Consider the following 17,556-nt stretch of genomic DNA (forward strand, 5'->3'; position numbering starts at 1 on the left):
CGACGCCCGCGCATCGCCCGCGGGCGCGTCAGAGGAGCTCGTCGAGGCGCGAGAGCAGGTCGGCCGGGTCGTCGAAGAGGTCCCACGCTCCGGCATCCAGGAGCTCCGACGGGCCGACGCCGCCGCAGAGCATCCCGATCGACCGGATGTGCGCCCGCGCCGCCGCCTTCAGGTCCCAGACCGAGTCGCCCACCATGAGCGCCTCCGACGGGCTCGCGCCCGCTCGATCGAGCGCCACCTCCAGGATGCCCGGATCCGGCTTCGCCTCTTCCACGTCGTCGGCCGATGTTGCAGCACGAATCGCATCGTCGGCACCGATCGCCGCGCGCAGCAGCTCCAGTTCGTCATCCGGGGCACTCGTCGCGAGCACAACGGTGATGCCGCGGCCGCTGAGTTCGCGGAGCAGTTCGGCGGCCCTGCTGAACGAACGCAGCCGGGGAGCGAGCTCGCGGTAGTACTGGGAGTGCAGGTCTTTCGCGCGCGAGTTCCAGTCGTCGTCGTGCTCACCCGCGACGGAGCGGAGCAGCCGGCTCGAGTCCTGGCCGATCGCGCGGTGGATGCGCCACGCATCCACGGGCTGCCCGAGCTCGGCGAACGCGCGCTGCCAGGCGTCCACGTGCAAGAAGTTGGAGTCGACCAGTGTGCCGTCGACGTCGAAGAGAACTGCGGAAAGACTCATCCTTCATCTGTACCCGCGCGGGACGCGGACGCAAGCCCCTGTCGCATCGGTCGTTTGCGGCGCACACTCCCGCGCATGAGCGCAGAAGACTTCACACCGACCACCGCTATCGTCACGGGATCCGATTCCGGCATCGGGAGGGCCACCGCCGTCGCCCTCGCCGAGGCGGGAATGGACGTCGGCGTCACATGGCATTCCGACGAGGACGGCGCGAACGAGACGGCGCGGCTCGTGCGGGAGGCAGGCCGTCGTGCCGTCGTCACACAGCTCGACACCACCGACGCCCCGGCGTGCGGCGATGTGATCGACGCGCTCGCCGACGAACTCGGTGGCTGCGACGTCTTCGTGAACAACGCGGGCGTGAACGGCGGGCCTGCGTTCTTCGACACCGACTGGGAGACGTGGCGCACGACGGTCGCCGCCGACCTGGACGGACCGTTCGTCTGCATCCAGCGCATCGCCCGCCGGCTCGTCGACGCCGACCGCGGCGGTCGCATAATCGCCGTCACGAGTGTGCACGAGCACCAGCCTCGCGTCGGCTCCGCAGCCTACGACGCCGCCAAGCACGGGCTCGGCGGCATGATCAAGACGCTGGCCCTCGAGCTCGGTGAGTACGGCATCACCTGCAACTCGGTGGCGCCGGGGGAGATCTCGACGCCGATGAACGACGCGGACGACGAGGACCCGCGCGCCGTGCACCGCCCCGGCATCCCGCTCGGCCGCCCGGGGGACGCCCGTGAGGTGGCGGCGGTCATCGCGTTCCTGGCGTCACCGGCCTCGGCGTACGTCACCGGCGCGTCCTGGACGGTCGACGGCGGGATGCTGCAGATGGGCCCGCAGGCGGGATCGCACCTGACCAGCGACGACTGGCGGCGGGCGTAGACGGACCCGAGGTCGCGGGCGCGATATGGTCCGACTGTGAGTGACAAAGACGACAAACGCGCGAGGAACGTCGCGCCGGAGCATCGCTGGCCGGCCGTGTTCGCCACCCTCGTGGCGCTCGCCGCCTACGCGATCCTGCCCAGCGTCGTTCCGTTGATCGAGCGCTACGTCGTCGTCGGCATCTGCCTGGTGCTGCTGATCGTCCTCATCGCCTACAACCCGCACCACCTCACGAAGGAATCGCGCTGGTCGCGACGCCTCGAGATCGCCCTCGCGATCCTGATCCTCGTCGCGAACCAGGTCGCGTTCGTGGAGACGATCATCCGGCTGCTCGCCAAGCACGGCAACGGGTACGAGCTGCTGTTCGCGTCGCTGCAGGTCTGGGTCACGAACGTGATCGCCTTCGCGCTCATGTACTGGGTGCTCGATCGGGGCGGTCCCGTCTCTCGTGTGTCCGTGGCGCGGCACGAGCTTCCGCTGGCCGACTTCCGCTTTCCGCAGGACGAGGACCACGACGCGATCGACGAGGTGGCGCGCGGCTCCAGCCAGAAGATGGACTGGGTGCCCAACTACGTCGACTACTTCTATTTCTCGCTCTCGAACTCGATGGCGTTCAGCCCGACCGACACGATGCCCCTGACCCACCGCGCGAAACTGCTGATGTCGCTCGAGTCGTTCGGCGGGTTCGTGCTGCTCGCGCTGGTGATCGCGCGCGCGGTGTCGCTGATCGGCTGAGGCGGCCTGCCTGCTCGCTGCCGCCCGCCCGCCCGCCCGCTCGCTGCCGCACAACTCCGGAAGTCCTTGCCTCGCACGGCTCGAGCATCCGGAGTTATGCGCAACGCGGCGGCGTGTCGACCCGGAGTTCCGGAGTTATGAGGACGGCGGAGCGCCAGGCCCGGGCGGGTTCCCGGACGACCGCGCGAGCCAGCGGGAATGCGAGCGCAGCGCGTGGAACACCGCGAGCCGGATGATCAGGTACAGCGCGCCGGCGATCACCGCCAGGAACACGACGTAAAGGATGATCCCGAGCCAGGGGAAGCCGATCAGCGGCGATGATTCCATGATCGCGAGCATACCGATCGTCCGGTTCGTGATCGCGTGCCCGCCCAGCGAACCGCCGCACAATTCCGGAACTCTGAACCGCCGACGGCTCAGTCATCCGGAGTAAGGCGGAACGCGGCGGCGCGTCGAGCCGCGATTCCGGAGTTATGAGCCGAGGGCGGAGGCGAGTGAGGGAGCGGTCGAGAGCGCATGCGCGGGCGGGTGGCGCACCACCCGCCCGCGGCAGGCCTAACGCACCGGTTCGAGCGCGCGAACCTCGGCGACGGCTCGGGTGCGCACGGACTCGTAGGCGCCCAGGATGATGCCGAGTACCTCGATTCCTTCCTTCTGCGTGTGCAGCGGGCGTGTGTCGTTGAGGATGCTCCGCGCGAAGTGTGCCACTTCGGCGCCGAATTCGTGCACGGGCTCCAGCTCGAGCACCACCGGGTCTTCGCCGCGTACGTGGTAGCTCAGCGTGGTCCCGTCGCTGGTCAGTGAGCCGAGGGAGCCGACGGCGCTGAACCGTTCGGTGCTGTCCGCGGCCTCGTATGCCCAGCTGGTGACGATCGTGCCGATCACACCGTTGTCGAACCGGACGATCACCGTCGCGGAGTCCTCGCCTTCCATGAACGTCAGCCGGTGGGTTGCCAGCATCGCGGTCACTTCCACCGGGGATCCGCCGGCCAGGTGCAGCAGCAGGTAGGTCGGGTGGTAGCCGGTGTCGATCAGTTCGCCGCCGCCGCTGGTCTTCGCGTGCGCACGCCATCCCATGTTCTCGGGGTCGAAGTCGTTGTAGAAGCTGTCGGTGGTGCGCACTTCGTACACCTGCCCGATGGTCCCGGCGTCGATCAGCGCCTTGGCTTTGGCGACTGCGGGGAGGAACAGCTGGTTGTGCGCGCACATCAGGGTGACGCCGGCATCCTCCACAGCGGCGCTGACCTCGCGCGCCTCCTCGAAGCTGAGGCACAGCGGCTTCTCGCAGAGGATGTGCTTGCCTGCGCGTGCGGCCGCGACGATGGCTTCTTTGTGCAGGTGGTGCGGGAGGCAGATGTCGACGGCGTCGATGTCGGCGTCGGCGAGCATCCGGTGGTAGTCGGCGTAGATCGCGGCGCCGGTGTCGCCGGCGCGCGCCTCGGCGCTCTCGCGCACGGGGTCGGCCACGGCGGCGAAGGTGACTGTCTCCGGGTTGCGGAGATAGCCGGCGACGTGGGCTCCGGCGATGCCGCCGGCGCCGATGAGTCCGATGCGGACGGGGGTGGTCATGAGTGGATTCTCCTGAAGATTCGTGGGGTCGTTGAAGGGCCGAGCGTGCTCGGTGGAGGGAACGGACGGGACCGCATCCGGATGCGCGTGCTGCGCCCGGCCGGTCAGCGGACGGGTGCGGCCTCGAGCGCGACCCGAGTGCCGGATGCGGCGGACTCGTTGGCCGCGACGACCATGCGGGTGAGCTCGATCGCGGTGCGGATGTTCTCGTCAGCGGTGGTGCCGTCGTGGATGTGGCGCACCCACTGGGCGAAGGCGTCCGGTTGCGCCGGCGGCAGGGGAAGTTCCTGCCAGTCGTCGCCGAACGCACCGCCCTTCGCGAGCAGGCGCTCGCCTCCGAAGCCGAAGATCACGGAGGCTTCCGTGCCGTGCAGCTCGATGGTGAACGCGCCGGGCGACGTCACGACGCTCGCCTCGAACACGCCGAGATGGCCGCCGGGGAATTCCGCCGTGACGGTCGCGTTGTCGTCGACCTCGCGGCCGGTGACGCTGCCGTAGGTGGCCGTGATCCCGATCGGGTCCGCCTGATGGAAGAGCCGGGTGAGGTACGCGGGATGGCAGCCGAGGTCGGTGAGCGCGCCGCCGATGGCCTCGGACGGATAACCGAACCGGTCGGGCAGCCAGCCGGCGACCCACCCGTCGTGGGCGAGCCGCACGCGCGAGTAGGTGAGGTCGCCGAGCGAGCCGTCGTCGATGATCTGCTGGATCGCCTGCGTGTAGTCGTCGTACAGCCGGGGCAGGGAGACGCCCAGCGCGACACCGGCATCGGATGCCGCGGCGACGATGTCCTCCGCCTCCGCGACCGTGGGAGCGAGCACCTTCTCGGTGAAGATGTGCTTTCCGGCGGCGGCGGCCTTGAGCATCACCTCGTGGTGCTGGTCGGTGCTGGTCGTGATCGTAACGCCGTCGAGCTCTGGCCGCGCGAGCAGTTCGTCGAGGTCGGCGACGAACTCGACGCCGAACTCCTCGGCGGCCGCACGGCCGCGCTGCTCGTCGTCGTCCCAGACGGCCACCAATTCGGTGTCCGGATGTTCGCGTGCTGATCTCGCGTAGTCGCCGGCGTGAACGTGCCAAAAGCCGATTGCGGCGACGGTGAGAGGGGTTGGCATGCCGTGAGGCCTCCTTGCCATGTCGTGTGCTGAGCGCGCGAACCCATCAAGCCTATCCAGGGGGCCGACGGGAGGGAATCGATCTCGGCGCCGCTTTCCAATAACTCGCATCACGTTCGGCAATGCAATCAGTTCGAACGTTGACAGTTAGAGATCAAACAGTTAGACTCCTTATTATGAACGAACGGGAGAACGCGCCCAGCAGCGGCCTCGAGCTGCTCCGGTGGATCGGCTGGGCCCAGCGCAAGGCCGGCGAAGAGTGGATGAAGGAGCGCGAGCTCACACCTGAGCAGGCCTTCACCCTGGGTTATCTCGAGCAGAATCCCGGCGCGATCCAGCGCGACATCGCGCAGATCAGCCGAACGAGCGCGGCAAGTGTCTCGAGCCTTCTGCAGGGGCTCGAACGCCGCGGCCTCGTCGAGCGCCGCACCGAACCCGGCAACGAACGCAGCAAGCGCGTCTACGCCACACCGGTCGGCGCCGAGCTCGTCGCCGGCTTCGAAGAAGCGATGGCGGCCGCCGACGACAAGATCCTCGCGCCGCTCGACGAGACCGAGCGGGCGACCCTCCAGACCCTCCTCAGAAAGATCACCGCGGAACTGCCGCAACCCACACGGTCGTAACCACACGGTCGTAACCCGGCGGCCATAGCCACGCGGTCGTAACCGCGCTCGGAACCTCCCGCAACACCCGCACCATCTTCCTCGCCGTGCCGGCGTCCGTCGGCGCGCGCTCCGCCCTGCCCGGAAAGGAGCAGCTCATGAGCACCACGAACCTCGAAACACCGGTGAAGGCCGACGCCGTCGGCTCCAACCGCTGGTACCTCTCGACGGCCCCGATCATCCGAGCCCTCGTGCACCTCTGCGTGCCGATGGCCGCCGCGATGATCGTCGGCGCGGTCTACAACGTCATCAACGCCGGCTTCATCGGCTCGCTGCACGACAGCGCTCTGCTCGCCGCCATCACGTTCGGTACGCCGATCCTCGGTCTGGTGATGGCCGTCGGCGGCGTGTTCGGCGTCGGTGGCGGTGCGCTCATCTCCCGACTGCTCGGCGCAGCGGAACACGATCCGGCGAAGGCCGGCGGGATCAAGCATGTCTCGTCGTTCGCCCTCTGGGGTTCCGTGATCGCGGGCGTCGTGCTCGGCGGCGCCGGACTGCTCCTGCTGGAGCCGCTCGTCTCGCTGCTCGGCGCGGATGCTGCAGCCGTTCCGGCGACCAGCGCCTACGTCGCCGTCATGCTCGCCTTCGTACCGGTGCTGGCCGCCGCATTCTGTCTGGAGCAGCTGGTGCGGGCGGAAGGGGCGTCGCGCCAGGTGATGATCGGCCTCATCGCCTCGACGATCGCGAATCTCGTCTTCGACGTGCTCTTCATCCTGGTGCTGCACTGGGGCGTCGCGGGTGCAGCCCTGGCCATGGGGCTCTCGAACCTCGGCGTCGTCGCCTACTTCGTGATCTGGCTGCAGCGGAACAGCGAGCACGTCAGCCTCGCGCCGCGCTGGTTCACCCTCTCGCCCGCCGTGCTCAAGCCCGTCTTCGGTGTCGGTGTCGGCGAGCTGCTCCAGGCCTCGTTCCTGATCGTCACGTCCCTCGTGCTCAACAACCTCGCAGCCGCCTACGGCGACGGTCCGCTCGCCGCCATGGGCGTCGCGGTCCGAATCGCGCAAGTGCCGGAGTTCCTGCTGATGGGCGTGACGCTCGGGGTGCTGCCGCTCCTGGCCTATGCGTACGGAAAGGGCGACAAGAGCCGTCTCACGTCGGCGCTGCGAGCCTCCGCGATCACGGTGGGCGGCGTCGGACTGGTCTTCTCGGCGGTGGTGTTCCTCTTCCGCGACCAGGTGTTCTCCCTCTTCGTGCCCGACCCCTCCGTGCTCGCCATCGGGGTCACCATCCTGACGGCACAGCTCGTGGCGATGATCGCGAACGGATTCGCGGGGCTCATCACGTCGCTGTTCCAGGCCACCGGACGCGCCCTCGCGGCGACGACCATGTCGATGACGCAGGGCATCCTGTTCATCCCGATCGTGATCCTCGGCAACCTCTGGTTCGGGCTGCCCGGCATCATCTGGGCGCTGACGGTCACCGAGGGCCTCGTGTTCCTGGTCGGTGTCGCGATGTGGCTCGCGTCGCGGCGCGGGATCGATCGCGGCCTCGCCGAGGGCAGCCCCGAACGCGCCGACGAGGTGCTCGAGCAGGCAGCGGCCTGACCCGCGCGTCGCTGCGGCCTCTAATCGGAAATCGGGATCCGTGTCAATCCCCCCGGCGTGAGGCGCGATCCGTCGGATAATTAGGGCAAACTTCTGAGCATGGGAAAACTCGTGTACGGAGCAGGTCAGGAGTATGACCTCGACGACCGGGTGCTGACTCACGTCAAGCTCGCGATCGTTGCCAAGCTCCGTCGTCACGAGAGCTTCCTGCTCAACTGGGATGTGCCGGTCGAGCAGGGTTCCGGCCGCGTCTCGCTGTGGATCAGTCGCGAGGTCCCGCTCGTGTTCCAGTTCAGCGGGAGCAGGCCGCCCGCGATCAACACCGTCTGGCTGGAGGCGCTCATGCACACATCGCAGCGCACGGGCGGCATGGTCGTGATGAGTGAAGAAGAGGCCGAGAGGCACCTTCCGGAATAGTGCTCGCCTCCAGTGGCGATACGGTGCGAGGATGAAGCATGGGGACTCTGATCTACGGGGCAGGTGCCCGCTACGAGTTCGACGATCGGGTGCTCTCGCACCTGAAGATCGCCGTCACCACCAAGCTCCGGATGCACGAGGGCTTCCTGGTCAGCTGGGCTCAGCCGCCGGAGCGCGGCTCCGGTCGGGTCAGCCTGTGGCTCTCACCGGCGATCCCGGTGCAGTACGTGTTCGAAGCGACCAAGCCGCCGACGCTCAACCGTGAGTGGCTGGAAGCGATGATGCTGTCGGCCACCAGCTCCCGTGGCCTCATCGTGATGGCCGAGGACGAGGTCGCGGAGTACCTGCAGCGCGGGGAGTGACCGGCGGGGCGGCCCGGGGCACCCGGCGAGCCACCGCGGGGTCATTGCGTCGCGCGCAGTGCCTTCTCTGCGTCGCGCACCGCCGCGTGTGCCTGCGTGATGCGCCGGCGTAGCTCGCGCTCGGCCGCTCGCGATTCGGTCAGCTCGTCCTGCGTGCGCTCGAGCCGGCGTGCGAGGTCGTCGCGTTCGGCCTCCAGATCGCTTCTGCGGTCGACCTCCTCGTCGAGTTCGTCGTCGAGGGTGTCCGCCGCCGCCCTGGCGTGCTCGAGCGCCTTCTCGGCCGATCGGATGCGTCGCTCACGCTCTCTACGGTCGCTCGCCGACTCGGCCGACTCCTTCTGCTTCGTGACGGCCGCCGCTCGATCGCCGCGCGCGGGTGCGGAACGCTGGAGCGCATCCGGGTCGATCGGGAGCGCGACCGCGTCGGTCACGTCCACCTGATCGACGCCGGTGGACTCGAGCCCGCGCACGAGCATCCCGCTGTGCACCGCCGCGGCTGCCGCAGGATCGATCGCGGCCGCCTGCAGCGTCTCCTCGATCTCGCGCACGACGGACGCACTCGCGCCCTCGACGTGACGTGAGGCGGACTGCAGCAGGCGCTGCCGTTCGGCGGTCGCCGCCCGGATCTCGTCACGGTCGCGCGCGGCGAACGCTTCCCGCATCCGGTCGCCGACCTCGAGGATCGCGTCGATCACCTCCGGATGCTCGCGCACCAGCGCGTTGATGGCGGCAGCGGCGGCGGACGGTTTGCGCAGCGCCTTGATCTCCTTCGCGAGGGATTTGTCCGCGCCGGACGCGGCGGCGTTCCTCGACGCGGTGAAGTCCCCCGCCGGTTTGCCGTACAGCTCGTCCGCGACCTCGCGCAGTCCCATGTCGCGAGTGTACGACGGTCGCGCGTGTGCGATGGTGCGGGGCCGGCCGTCAGTGGTTGCGCAGCGCCGTGATCAGCTGCGACTTGTTCTTCTTCGAGTAGCCGGTGAGCCCGATCTCTTTGGCGCGCTTCTTGAGGTCGGCGACGGTCCAGTCGTCGTACGATCCGGATTCGCCTCCCTTGCGTCCGACCGACGACCGCCCGCGTGCGGCAGCGGCGTTCGAGATGCGTGCCGACTTCTCTTTCGAGTTGCCCTCTTTGCGGAGGTCCTCGTACAGTTTCTGGTCCTTCAGCTGGGGTTCGCTCTGCGGCATCGCCGGCTCCTTCCGTCACTCGGGATCGCTGGGTCCGGATGCACGGGTGGACGGGTGTCCGGCGATCCGGCGCGGACGGTACTCGCGCCTGCGCGGTGGTTCTACCCCGCGGCTCGGCGCGGCTGCCGAGAAGGCGGCTGCGTAACTCCGGAAGGTCGGCGGCGAGGACGGCGTGTCCGGGCGTAATTCCGGAACGTCAGGCCGGGTAGCGCGCAGAGTTCCGGAGTTGCGGGCGGTGACTCCGAACGGCTGACCCCGAACGGCTGATCCCGAACGGAAGAGGCCGCGGCTGCCCCCCTTAACGGCGAAACCCCCGGATGCACGAGCATCCGGGGGTTCGACGTTGCTGTCGGCGGTCAGACCGAGCGACGGCCGCTGATCATGCGTACCAGCCACACGATGACGGCGAACACCAGGAGGATGATTCCCACCCAGAGCAGCCAGTTGAGGGCCTGAACGAACCCACCGGTGAACAGGAGCACGATCGCGACGATCGCGATGATGATGAGCAGAATGTTCATTGCCGATACCTGCTTTCTACGTAGCGGGCCCACCTGGGGATCGGAGGACCGGAAGCGACACTAGGCGCATCGTCGAATCGGGTCGAGGCCTTGACCCGGCATCCCGCTCGTGGTTGGGGTCCGCGCACGTAGCGCGCGGACCCAGCACGAGCAGGTCGTCCGTCGATCAGACGCGCGGCGCCTTGGAGGCCTTGACCGCGGCGAAGTAGGCCGAGGCCGGCTTCAGCCAGATCAGGATGGTCGCCACGATCGCGAGCACCACCTGCAGCGCGCCGGCGCCGAAGCCCCAGGGCACGTTGATCAGCGAGAGCACCGTCAGGATCGTGAGGATGATCCGCGACCAGTTGGCGCCGCGGCGCATGAACCAGGCGAAGAGCACGAAGACGATGGCCCAGAAGATCAGCGTGATGATCGCGAGGGTCGTGCCGACCGCGATCGACGCGTCGGCGAGCTGGTCGATGGTCATGCCGTTCGTCTTCACGTTGCTGTTCTGCAGCGAGTCGATGGTCGACTGACGGCTCGAGCCGAGGATCACGACGGTGATGATGCCGCTGATCACGCTGAGCACGGCCGCACCGATGTAGAGCCAGAACGCGATGTTGACCTGGCTCGGCAGGGTCGTCGGCGCGGCGGCGGGAGCGGCGGGTGTGGCCGCGTAGGAGGGGAAGGCGCCAGGAGCGGAAGCGGGCGGCGCGGGCGGATACGCGGCGTCGGGCGCCGGCGGGGCCGGCGGGACCGGGGCGGCGGGAGGAACGGACCCGGCGGCGTCGGGCGCCGGCACGGAGCCGTCCGAGGCGGGCTGGTCCGGCTTGCTGTCGTCGTTGGGAATAGTCATGCCGCGACCCTACTGCGGGACAGACCTTGCTGACCACCCCCCACGCGCTGGATGACGCACACCGGTATTTCAGTCGTCTTCGTCGATGGGTGCCAACGGCTTCGTGGCCGGTCCTTCGAGGTTGGTGCCGTCCGCAGCGAACCGGGATCCGTGCAGCGGGCAGTCCCACGAGAGTTCGGCGTCGTTCCAGCGCACGACACCGCCGAGGTGCGTGCACACCGCCGACAGCGCGCACGTGCGCCCGTCGACCGTGGAGACGGCGACCGGAGCGGCCCCGCGATGTCCGACGACCCCGGTGCGCTCGGGCGGGGGCGTGGTGTGCGCGCCGAGTGACGGGCCGGTCTCCGCCGCGGCCCAGTGCGTCGCCGCCTCCTTGCCGACCGCCGCGTTGAAGCCGGCCCCGGTCGCAAGATCGACCGGATGCGTCACCCGGTGGTGGAGGACGCGCGCCCACTCCGGCTCTTCGTCATCCGTGAGGTTCGCGCTGAGGCTGATGGCGGCCGCGATCGCGTTCGTCAGTCCCCACTTGTTGTAGCCCGTCGCGAGGTAGAGCCGGCCGCGGCCGCGGGGCAGCCAGCCCACGAACGGCACCTGGTTCGCGGAGCGGTAGTCCTGCGCCGCCCACCAGTGCGTGCGCTCCGCACCGGGAAAGTGCTCCTGCGCCCACAGGGTCAGGTCGGCGAGCAGTTCGGCGGGCGAGTCGGCGCGCCCGGCCGGATGCCCGTTGCCGCCGACGAGGAGCAGTTCGCGGCCATCCAGGGCCGTCACCGCAGCCGGCGCCGTGGCGGTACGGAGCGAACGCGTCGGCGCATCCGCCGACAGGTACATCCCGGCGGGGATGTCCCCGGGCACCGTGAACGCCGTGAGGTACGAACGCAGCGGTTCGAGCTTGGCGAAGTACAGGCCGCGGTCCAGGATCGGCGTGCCCGTCGCGAGCAGCACCCTGCCCGCGCGCGTGCGTCCGGACGTGCTGGTGACAACGGCGGGATCGGAGGCGGAGACATCCGTCACCCGCTCGCCCTCCACGATCACGCCGCCGAGCGCCCGCACGTCCTCAGCCATCGCGCGCAGAACCGCCACCGGGTCGAACTGCGCCTGATCCGCGAGACGCACGGAGGCCGTCACGGTGAAGGGCAGGTCTCCGGGCTCATCGTCGACGGGAAGGCCGGCGATGAGGGCCGCCTCGGCCTCGGCCCGGATCGCTCTGGCGCCGTCGTCGGTGGTCGCGTAGGTGAACGCATCCCGCACGTCGTAAGGCACGCCGCGGTCCTGCAGGTAGTCGAGCAGCCAGCCCTGGCCGTCGGTGTTGCCGTCGACATAGGCGCTGAGTACGCGGTCTGAGGCGTGGCGCTTGATCTGCGACAGCACGGTGCCCTGCAGCAGGCTGAGCTTTCCGGTCGTGTTCCCGGTCGTCACCGCGCCCACCGTGCGTGCCTCGAGCACGGCGACGCGCGCCCCGCGACGGGCGGTCATCAGCGCGGTCGCGAGTCCGGTGATCCCGGCGCCGACGATGACGACGTCGTACTGCCCGTCGTCCTCGAACGGATCGGTCGGGATCGGGGCGGTGGCGTCCAGCCAGAGGGAGGTCATTTCGTTACGACAGGGAATCGAAGTCGAACCAGAACGCGTCGTCGTCCTCGTCCCCTTCGCCGGTCCCGGCGGACTCGCGAGGGATGCTCGCCGTCTCGATGCGAATCTTCGTGGCGCTGGTCACGAAAACCTCGCTGGGCGGACGGCTCGACTGCGTGATGGGCACGAACGCACCGGCGGCCCGGCTCGCTTCGACGACGCGCTCCTTCAACTGCTCGACAGGAGCTCGATCGACGAAAGTGAACCGCAGGTCGTCGATGTAGACGTGGTACACCTGCATGCCCTCTCCCCGTTTGCTATCTGGTGCGGGATAGTACGCGCGCCACGCGATCGCACCAGGGGGTCGGGCCGAAGTGATCGGTTCCGCTCAGCGATCCCAGGGCTTCTGAGGCGCGTTCTCGGCGTCTTCTCAGCGCTTTCCGCTCAGAGGTAATCGAGGTCGAGCCCCGCTGTCTCGTCGGTTCCGTCGGCGACGTACTCGGCCCGCCGCGGGCCCAGCGCCCGGATCTCCTTCTCGCACGCGGCGACGAAATCGGCATCGACGATCTCCGGATGCTCGGACTCCTCTTCTTCGGCGAGCATCTGACTCGCCGGCCCCAGCAGGAGGAGGACAGGCTTCACGAGTCCGTCGTCCGCGAGAGCCGGTGCGCGCACCTCCGCCGCGGACTCGTTCGTCGCGAGTACGGCTGCGTAGCGGAGCAGGACCTCGGCGATAGCGTCGCCGGTCAACAGCGAGCCGCTGGCGTAGTGGATGCGTTTCATCACCCAGTCATACGAGGGTGTCGGCCCGTGGTCAAGGGCGCACGGCTGCGTGTTTGCGGAACTGCAAGCTCTCACGCAAGCCCCTTGCGCGCTCCGGAGGCCGGGCGTTCACTGCCCCCATGACCGATTCGACAACGAGCACCGCTCCGCTCAGCGCCATCGCCCTCGTCTGCACGCTCAAGCCCTCTCCGGCGGAATCCAGCAGCCAATTGCTCGCGACGCAGATCCTCGACGAGTTGGCGGCGAACGAGGTCACCGGCACCGCGGTGCGCCTCGCCGACTACGACGTGAAGGCCGGTGTAGAACTCGACGAGGGCGACGGTGACGCATGGCCGCGCATCCGGGAGCAGATCATCGCCTCCGACATCCTGGTCATCGTCACACCGACGTGGATGGGTCACCTGTCGAGCATCGCCCAGCGGGCGCTCGAACGACTGGATGCCGAACTGTCCGAGACCGACGACAAGGGCAGGCCACTGGTCGAGGGCAAGGTGGCGGTCGTCGGTGTCGTGGGCAATGAGGACGGAGCGCACGCGATCGCCGCGGACCTGTTCCAGGGGCTCAACGATGTCGGGTTCAGTATTCCGTCGCAGGCATCCACCTATTGGAACGGCGAGGCGATGGGGAGCGTGGACTACAAAGACCTCGACGAGACCCCCGAGTCCGTCGCGAGCACGACGGCCTCGATGGCGAAGAACGCGGCGCACCTGGCGCGGGTGCTGCGCGCACAGCCCTACCAGCACTGAGGTGACGGCGCTGAGGTCCCGACCCGGTCGCGGGGATAGCATGAGGCCTCGTGACCGATCCCGATCCCGCGCTCGTGGCGCGGCTGCGCGCAGCCGGATGCGTCTTCGCTGAAGACGAGGCGCTGCTGCTCACGGAAGCGGCCGACTCGCCCGAACGGCTCGAGGAATTGGTCTCGCTGCGCGTCGCCGGGCATCCCCTCGAGACGTTGCTCGGGTGGGCCGAGTTCTGCGGACTCCGGATCGTCGTCGAACCGGGCGTGTTCGTCCCGCGCCAGCGCACCGAGTTCCTCGTCGATCTCGCCGTCGGTCTGGGCACGCCGGAGTCGGTGGTACTCGATCTGTGCTGCGGAGCGGGCGCGATCGGCGCGGCCATCGCATCCCGGCTGGGTTCGGGAGTCGAGCTGGTCGCCGCCGACATCGAGCCCGCCGCCGTGCGGTGCGCGCGGGCGAACATCGAGCCGGCCGGGCGCGTGTTCGAGGGGGATCTCTACGATGCGCTGCCGCCGGAGTTGCAGGGGCATGTGGACCTGCTCGCCGTCAACGCACCTTACGTGCCGACCGACTCGATCCGGATGATGCCCCCGGAGGCGCGCGACTACGAGCCGGCGATCGCGCTCGACGGCGGCGCCGACGGCCTGGACGTGCAGCGCCGCGTGGCCGCGGGTGCGCCGACCTGGCTGGCGCCGGGCGGCTCTCTGCTCATCGAGACGAGCGTGCCGCAGGCCGAGAGGTCGGCCGCGCTCTTCGCGGCTGCGGGGCTGGAGAGCCGGATCGAGCACTCGGACGATTTCGATGCGACGGTGGTCGTCGCCACCAGGCGCCGGCTCGGCGACACCGCGCGGCGCGGCTAGGCTCAGTCTCCATGGCGTCCGGTCACGAGTTCTTCAGTAATGCCTCTCCCGAGCAGGTGCGTTCGGTGGTGGCGCAGGCCCTCACCGAACGCGGGTTCACGGTCGAGTCGACGCCAGCGGGCGGGTTCGTCGCGAAGCGCGGCAGCGTGCTGATGACGGTGCTCTTCGGAGGCCTCTCCGGCCGCCAGCTCGCCATGTCGTTCACCGTGCAGATCATGCACCTCGACGGTCAGATCGTCACGCGGCTCGGACGGGTCGCGGCCGGCGCCGTCGCGACCGGCGGAGCGCTCGGGGCCACGAAGACCGACGCGGTGTTCAAGGAGACCGCCAATGCCATCGGCGCCGCGCTCGCTGCCGCCGGCATCCTGGCGTCGTCCCGCCAGGTCTCCTAGCGCGGCAGCCTTCCTGACGGGCGGAGTCTTCCGCCCGTCGTGGCAACGGCCGCGGCAACGTCTCGGCGCCGTTCGATTCGCCCTAGGCTGGGCGGATGGGCGGTGTGGTGGTCGGATTCGCGATCATCGCGTTCGTCATCGTCGTCGGTTACTTCGCGGGGCGATTCGGCATCGGCGGCCCGCAGGCGGCGTTCGTGCTCAACCGCATCGCCTTCTTCATCACCAACCCGGCGCTGCTCTTCGTCACCCTGGCCAAGGCCGACCTGCACGTGGTGTTCTCCACGCAGGTGGTCGTCGCCGCGGTCGCGGCCCTCGTCGCCGTCGGAGCGTTCGTGCTGCTGTCGCGGCTGTTCTTCCGTCGCGGCGCCGCCGAGACGACGATCGGCGCGCTGGGTGCCGGCTACGTGAATGCGAACAACATCGGTCTCCCGGTCGCGGTCTACGTGCTCGGCAACGCCTCGTACGTCGCGCCTGTGCTGCTCCTCCAGCTGATCGTCTTCGCCCCGATCGCCCTCACGGTGCTCGACGTGTCGTCCCGCGGAAGCGTGTCCCTGCGCTCGATCCTGACGCAGCCCATCCGCAACCCGATGATCATCGCGTCGGTGGCCGGCATCCTGGTCGATCTGAGCGGCCTGACGATCCCGGATGCCGTCTTCCAGCCGTTCGTGCTGCTGGGCGGCGCCGCCGTTCCGCTCGTGCTGATGGCGTTCGGGATGTCGCTCTACGGCTCGCGTCCGCTTCGGGCCGACCAGGGGCGGGTCGAGATCATCACAGCGTCCGTGCTCAAATCGGCGGTGATGCCGCTGGTCGCGTTCCTGGTCGCCTCGCTCGTCTTCGGGCTGCATGGACAGAGCCTGTTCGCCGCGGTCGCGCTCGCGGCGCTGCCGACGGCGCAGAACGTCTACAACTTCGCGGCCCGCTACGAGCGGGGCGTGGCGATCGCCCGCGACACGGTGCTGCTCACGACGGTGCTGGCGATCCCGGCGCTGCTGCTGATCGCGGCGCTCCTCGCCCCGTGACCGGGCTGCCCGCACCTGCGTTCCGTCGCAAATGAGGGGTCCGAATCGTCGCTTTCGTGCCCGATCGGCGACGTTTGGGACCCCTCATTCGCGAGGTTCGCGGGCTACTCGAAGACGGGGGTGACGAAGCGCCGCTCGTAGCGACGGATGCAGCCGGTGTCGCGAGCCAACTGCAACGCCGCCTGGCACTCCGGATCCGTGGTGGCCGCCGTGCGGTAGCGCTCGTACTCGGCGAGCGACGGGAAGGTGAACAACGCGAACGCCTCGTCGCTGTCGCCCTCGCTCGGCATGAAGTAGCCGTGGTGGGTCCCGCCGAGCTTCTCGACGAGCCGGATCCAGCGCTTGCCGTAGTCGGTGAACTCAGCCAGCTTGTCGGCGTCGATCTCGTAGCGGAGGTGCACGGTGATCACGATCGATCTCTCTTTCGTCGTCCGGTCGGTGTGATCTCATCCTGGCAGGCGGTGGCGACAGCGCGCCGTCACGAGGCGTCACGGGTGCGTGCCGGCGCGACGCCCATCGCCTAACCTCGACGCATGCCGTACGACCAGATCGTCATCGGCGCCGGAGTCGTCGGCGCCGCGACCGCGCACGCACTCGCCGAGGCAGGAGCATCCGTGCTGCTGCTGGAGGCCTTCGAACGAGGGAACGACCGGGGATCGTCCCACGGCGGCTCCCGTATATTCCGGCACGGGTATGCGGAGCAGGACTACATCGAGCTCTCCCTGCGAGCCCGTGACGGATGGCGCGCGCTCGAGACCGCGACAGGCGGCAGCATCCTGCAGCTGAACGGGGCGATCGATCACGGCGACCCCGAGTCGGTCGGCGCCGTCGAGGCCGCGCTCGGCCGGGCCGGCATTCCGACCGAACATCTCACGGCTGCCGAGGCGGCGGCGCGCTGGCCGGGGCTGCACTTCGAGACCGATGTGCTGTTCGCGCCCTCCGGCGGTCGACTGCTGGCGGCTGTCGCGATCGAGGCGCTGCTGACGGAGGCCGAGCGGGCCGGCGCCGAGCTGCGCTTCGAATCGCCGGTCGACGGCATCGAGGTCACCGACGGAGGCGTGGTCGTCAGCGTCGCCGGGCAGCGTCTCGAGGCAGCGGGGGTGGTGATCGCGGCCGGGTCGTGGACACCGGGGCTGATCGGCGACTGGCTCGCCGCGCAGGGATCGCCGCTGCCGCCGGTGCGCGTGACCGAGGAGCAGCCGGCGCACTTCCCGTCGCTGCAGCCCGACACCGCGGATGACAGCGCGTGGCCGAGCTTCGTGCATCACCGCCTTCCCGATGCGAACGGCGTGCGTCCTCCCGGCGTCTACGGACTGCTCACGCCAGGGGAGGGCGTCAAGGTCGGGCTGCACGGAACGGGACCGACCGTGGATCCGGCACGACGCGACCGCACCATCGACCCGAACCGGCTCGCCGATCTCACGGCGTACGTCGCCGAGTGGCTGCCCGGCGTCGACGCCACGACGCCCGCGCCGATCAGCTGCCTCTACGACAACACCGACACCGAAGACTTCGTGCTGGACCGCGTCGGTCCGGTCACCGTCGCCACCGGCTTCTCGGGCCACGGCTTCAAGTTCGGGCCGGCCCTCGGGGACATCCTGTCCGGGCTGGCACTGCACGGAACGCCGGCGGCCGCGCGGTTCCGGCTGCCACGGAACGCCTGAGGAACGGGAACGCGCCGGCGAGGCCGCGCCAC

23 protein-coding genes are annotated in these 17,556 nt (G+C 69.2%); 11 read left to right on the plus strand and 12 right to left on the minus strand.

Annotated features, from left to right (window positions below; all coding sequences use genetic code 11):
- Window positions 1-28: 28 nt before the first annotated feature.
- Window positions 29-679 (minus strand): HAD family hydrolase, encoded by a 651-nt coding sequence (locus AC1DB1_RS04995; RefSeq protein ID WP_271177587.1) that lies wholly within the window; start codon window positions 677-679, stop codon window positions 29-31.
- Window positions 680-754: 75 nt separating this feature from the next.
- Between AC1DB1_RS04995 and AC1DB1_RS05000 the strand changes: the two genes are divergently transcribed.
- The gene (locus AC1DB1_RS05000; RefSeq protein WP_477199974.1) at window positions 755-1,561 is read left to right on the plus strand and encodes an SDR family oxidoreductase; all 807 of its coding nucleotides are present in this window, start codon (window positions 755-757) and stop codon (window positions 1,559-1,561) included.
- Window positions 1,562-1,597: 36 nt separating this feature from the next.
- Window positions 1,598-2,296 carry a hypothetical protein gene (locus AC1DB1_RS05005; protein ID WP_271177585.1) on the plus strand — a complete coding sequence of 233 codons (699 nt, stop codon included), beginning with the start codon at window positions 1,598-1,600 and terminating at the stop codon, window positions 2,294-2,296.
- Window positions 2,297-2,431: 135 nt separating this feature from the next.
- On the opposite strand, the gene AC1DB1_RS05010 is transcribed toward AC1DB1_RS05005, so the two are convergent.
- The 3 genes from AC1DB1_RS05010 to AC1DB1_RS05020 all read right to left on the minus strand — a co-directional run bounded on the left by AC1DB1_RS05010 (window position 2,432) and on the right by AC1DB1_RS05020 (window position 4,974).
- Window positions 2,432-2,623, minus strand: coding sequence for a hypothetical protein (locus tag AC1DB1_RS05010; RefSeq protein WP_271177584.1), 192 nt, complete (start codon window positions 2,621-2,623; stop codon window positions 2,432-2,434).
- Between the two features lie 228 nt (window positions 2,624-2,851).
- A complete protein-coding gene (locus AC1DB1_RS05015; protein WP_477199975.1) occupies window positions 2,852-3,865 on the minus strand; it encodes a Gfo/Idh/MocA family protein in 1,014 nt (337 codons plus the stop codon).
- A 104-nt stretch (window positions 3,866-3,969) separates the two neighbouring features.
- A complete protein-coding gene (locus tag AC1DB1_RS05020; protein ID WP_477199976.1) occupies window positions 3,970-4,974 on the minus strand; it encodes a Gfo/Idh/MocA family protein in 1,005 nt (334 codons plus the stop codon).
- A gap of 176 nt (window positions 4,975-5,150) precedes the next feature.
- Between AC1DB1_RS05020 and AC1DB1_RS05025 the strand changes: the two genes are divergently transcribed.
- The 4 genes from AC1DB1_RS05025 (at window position 5,151) to AC1DB1_RS05040 (ending at window position 7,959) form a co-directional block, all read left to right on the plus strand.
- The gene (locus tag AC1DB1_RS05025) at window positions 5,151-5,597 is read left to right on the plus strand and encodes a MarR family winged helix-turn-helix transcriptional regulator (RefSeq protein WP_477199977.1); all 447 of its coding nucleotides are present in this window, start codon (window positions 5,151-5,153) and stop codon (window positions 5,595-5,597) included.
- 137 nt (window positions 5,598-5,734) lie between these two features.
- Complete coding sequence (locus tag AC1DB1_RS05030) at window positions 5,735-7,180, plus strand: MATE family efflux transporter (RefSeq protein WP_477199978.1); 1,446 nt, start codon at window positions 5,735-5,737, stop codon at window positions 7,178-7,180.
- A gap of 99 nt (window positions 7,181-7,279) precedes the next feature.
- On the plus strand, window positions 7,280-7,597 hold the full coding sequence (locus AC1DB1_RS05035) for a DUF7882 family protein (protein ID WP_271177580.1): 318 nt from the start codon (window positions 7,280-7,282) through the stop codon (window positions 7,595-7,597).
- Window positions 7,598-7,635: 38 nt separating this feature from the next.
- Window positions 7,636-7,959, plus strand: a complete 324-nt coding sequence (locus AC1DB1_RS05040; RefSeq protein ID WP_271177579.1) for a DUF7882 family protein — start codon at window positions 7,636-7,638, stop codon at window positions 7,957-7,959.
- 41 nt (window positions 7,960-8,000) lie between these two features.
- Here the strand turns inward: AC1DB1_RS05040 and AC1DB1_RS05045 are convergent, their stop codons facing one another.
- The 7 genes from AC1DB1_RS05045 to AC1DB1_RS05075 form a co-directional block, all read right to left on the minus strand.
- A complete protein-coding gene (locus tag AC1DB1_RS05045; RefSeq protein ID WP_477199979.1) occupies window positions 8,001-8,831 on the minus strand; it encodes a hypothetical protein in 831 nt (276 codons plus the stop codon).
- Between the two features lie 49 nt (window positions 8,832-8,880).
- Window positions 8,881-9,144 (minus strand): DUF7218 family protein, encoded by a 264-nt coding sequence (locus tag AC1DB1_RS05050; RefSeq protein WP_271177577.1) that lies wholly within the window; start codon window positions 9,142-9,144, stop codon window positions 8,881-8,883.
- 356 nt (window positions 9,145-9,500) lie between these two features.
- Entirely contained in the window at window positions 9,501-9,665 is a 165-nt protein-coding gene (locus AC1DB1_RS05055) for a cytochrome c-type biogenesis protein (protein WP_271177576.1), read from the minus strand.
- A 166-nt stretch (window positions 9,666-9,831) separates the two neighbouring features.
- Window positions 9,832-10,500, minus strand: coding sequence for a hypothetical protein (locus AC1DB1_RS05060; protein ID WP_271177575.1), 669 nt, complete (start codon window positions 10,498-10,500; stop codon window positions 9,832-9,834).
- A 69-nt stretch (window positions 10,501-10,569) separates the two neighbouring features.
- Entirely contained in the window at window positions 10,570-12,090 is a 1,521-nt protein-coding gene (locus tag AC1DB1_RS05065; RefSeq protein ID WP_477199980.1) for an FAD-dependent oxidoreductase, read from the minus strand.
- A gap of 4 nt (window positions 12,091-12,094) precedes the next feature.
- On the minus strand, window positions 12,095-12,370 hold the full coding sequence (locus tag AC1DB1_RS05070) for a hypothetical protein (RefSeq protein ID WP_271177573.1): 276 nt from the start codon (window positions 12,368-12,370) through the stop codon (window positions 12,095-12,097).
- Between the two features lie 143 nt (window positions 12,371-12,513).
- Window positions 12,514-12,852, minus strand: a complete 339-nt coding sequence (locus AC1DB1_RS05075; RefSeq protein ID WP_477200084.1) for a hypothetical protein — start codon at window positions 12,850-12,852, stop codon at window positions 12,514-12,516.
- 119 nt (window positions 12,853-12,971) lie between these two features.
- Between AC1DB1_RS05075 and AC1DB1_RS05080 the strand changes: the two genes are divergently transcribed.
- The 4 genes from AC1DB1_RS05080 to AC1DB1_RS05095 all read left to right on the plus strand — a co-directional run bounded on the left by AC1DB1_RS05080 (window position 12,972) and on the right by AC1DB1_RS05095 (window position 15,860).
- A complete protein-coding gene (locus AC1DB1_RS05080) occupies window positions 12,972-13,598 on the plus strand; it encodes a flavodoxin family protein (protein WP_271177572.1) in 627 nt (208 codons plus the stop codon).
- 50 nt (window positions 13,599-13,648) lie between these two features.
- Window positions 13,649-14,449: a putative protein N(5)-glutamine methyltransferase gene (locus tag AC1DB1_RS05085; RefSeq protein WP_477199981.1), complete on the plus strand. Its 801-nt coding sequence runs from the start codon at window positions 13,649-13,651 to the stop codon at window positions 14,447-14,449.
- A gap of 11 nt (window positions 14,450-14,460) precedes the next feature.
- Window positions 14,461-14,841 carry a hypothetical protein gene (locus tag AC1DB1_RS05090; RefSeq protein ID WP_477199982.1) on the plus strand — a complete coding sequence of 127 codons (381 nt, stop codon included), beginning with the start codon at window positions 14,461-14,463 and terminating at the stop codon, window positions 14,839-14,841.
- 95 nt (window positions 14,842-14,936) lie between these two features.
- On the plus strand, window positions 14,937-15,860 hold the full coding sequence (locus AC1DB1_RS05095; protein ID WP_477199983.1) for an AEC family transporter: 924 nt from the start codon (window positions 14,937-14,939) through the stop codon (window positions 15,858-15,860).
- 104 nt (window positions 15,861-15,964) lie between these two features.
- Here the strand turns inward: AC1DB1_RS05095 and AC1DB1_RS05100 are convergent, their stop codons facing one another.
- The gene (locus AC1DB1_RS05100) at window positions 15,965-16,270 is read right to left on the minus strand and encodes an NIPSNAP family protein (protein WP_477199984.1); all 306 of its coding nucleotides are present in this window, start codon (window positions 16,268-16,270) and stop codon (window positions 15,965-15,967) included.
- Between the two features lie 123 nt (window positions 16,271-16,393).
- Here AC1DB1_RS05100 and AC1DB1_RS05105 point away from each other — a divergent pair, with 123 nt between their 5' ends.
- A complete protein-coding gene (locus AC1DB1_RS05105; RefSeq protein WP_477199985.1) occupies window positions 16,394-17,524 on the plus strand; it encodes an FAD-dependent oxidoreductase in 1,131 nt (376 codons plus the stop codon).
- The last annotated feature ends 32 nt before the right edge of the window (window positions 17,525-17,556 follow it).

The organism is Leifsonia sp. 10N434 (assembly GCF_056394405.1).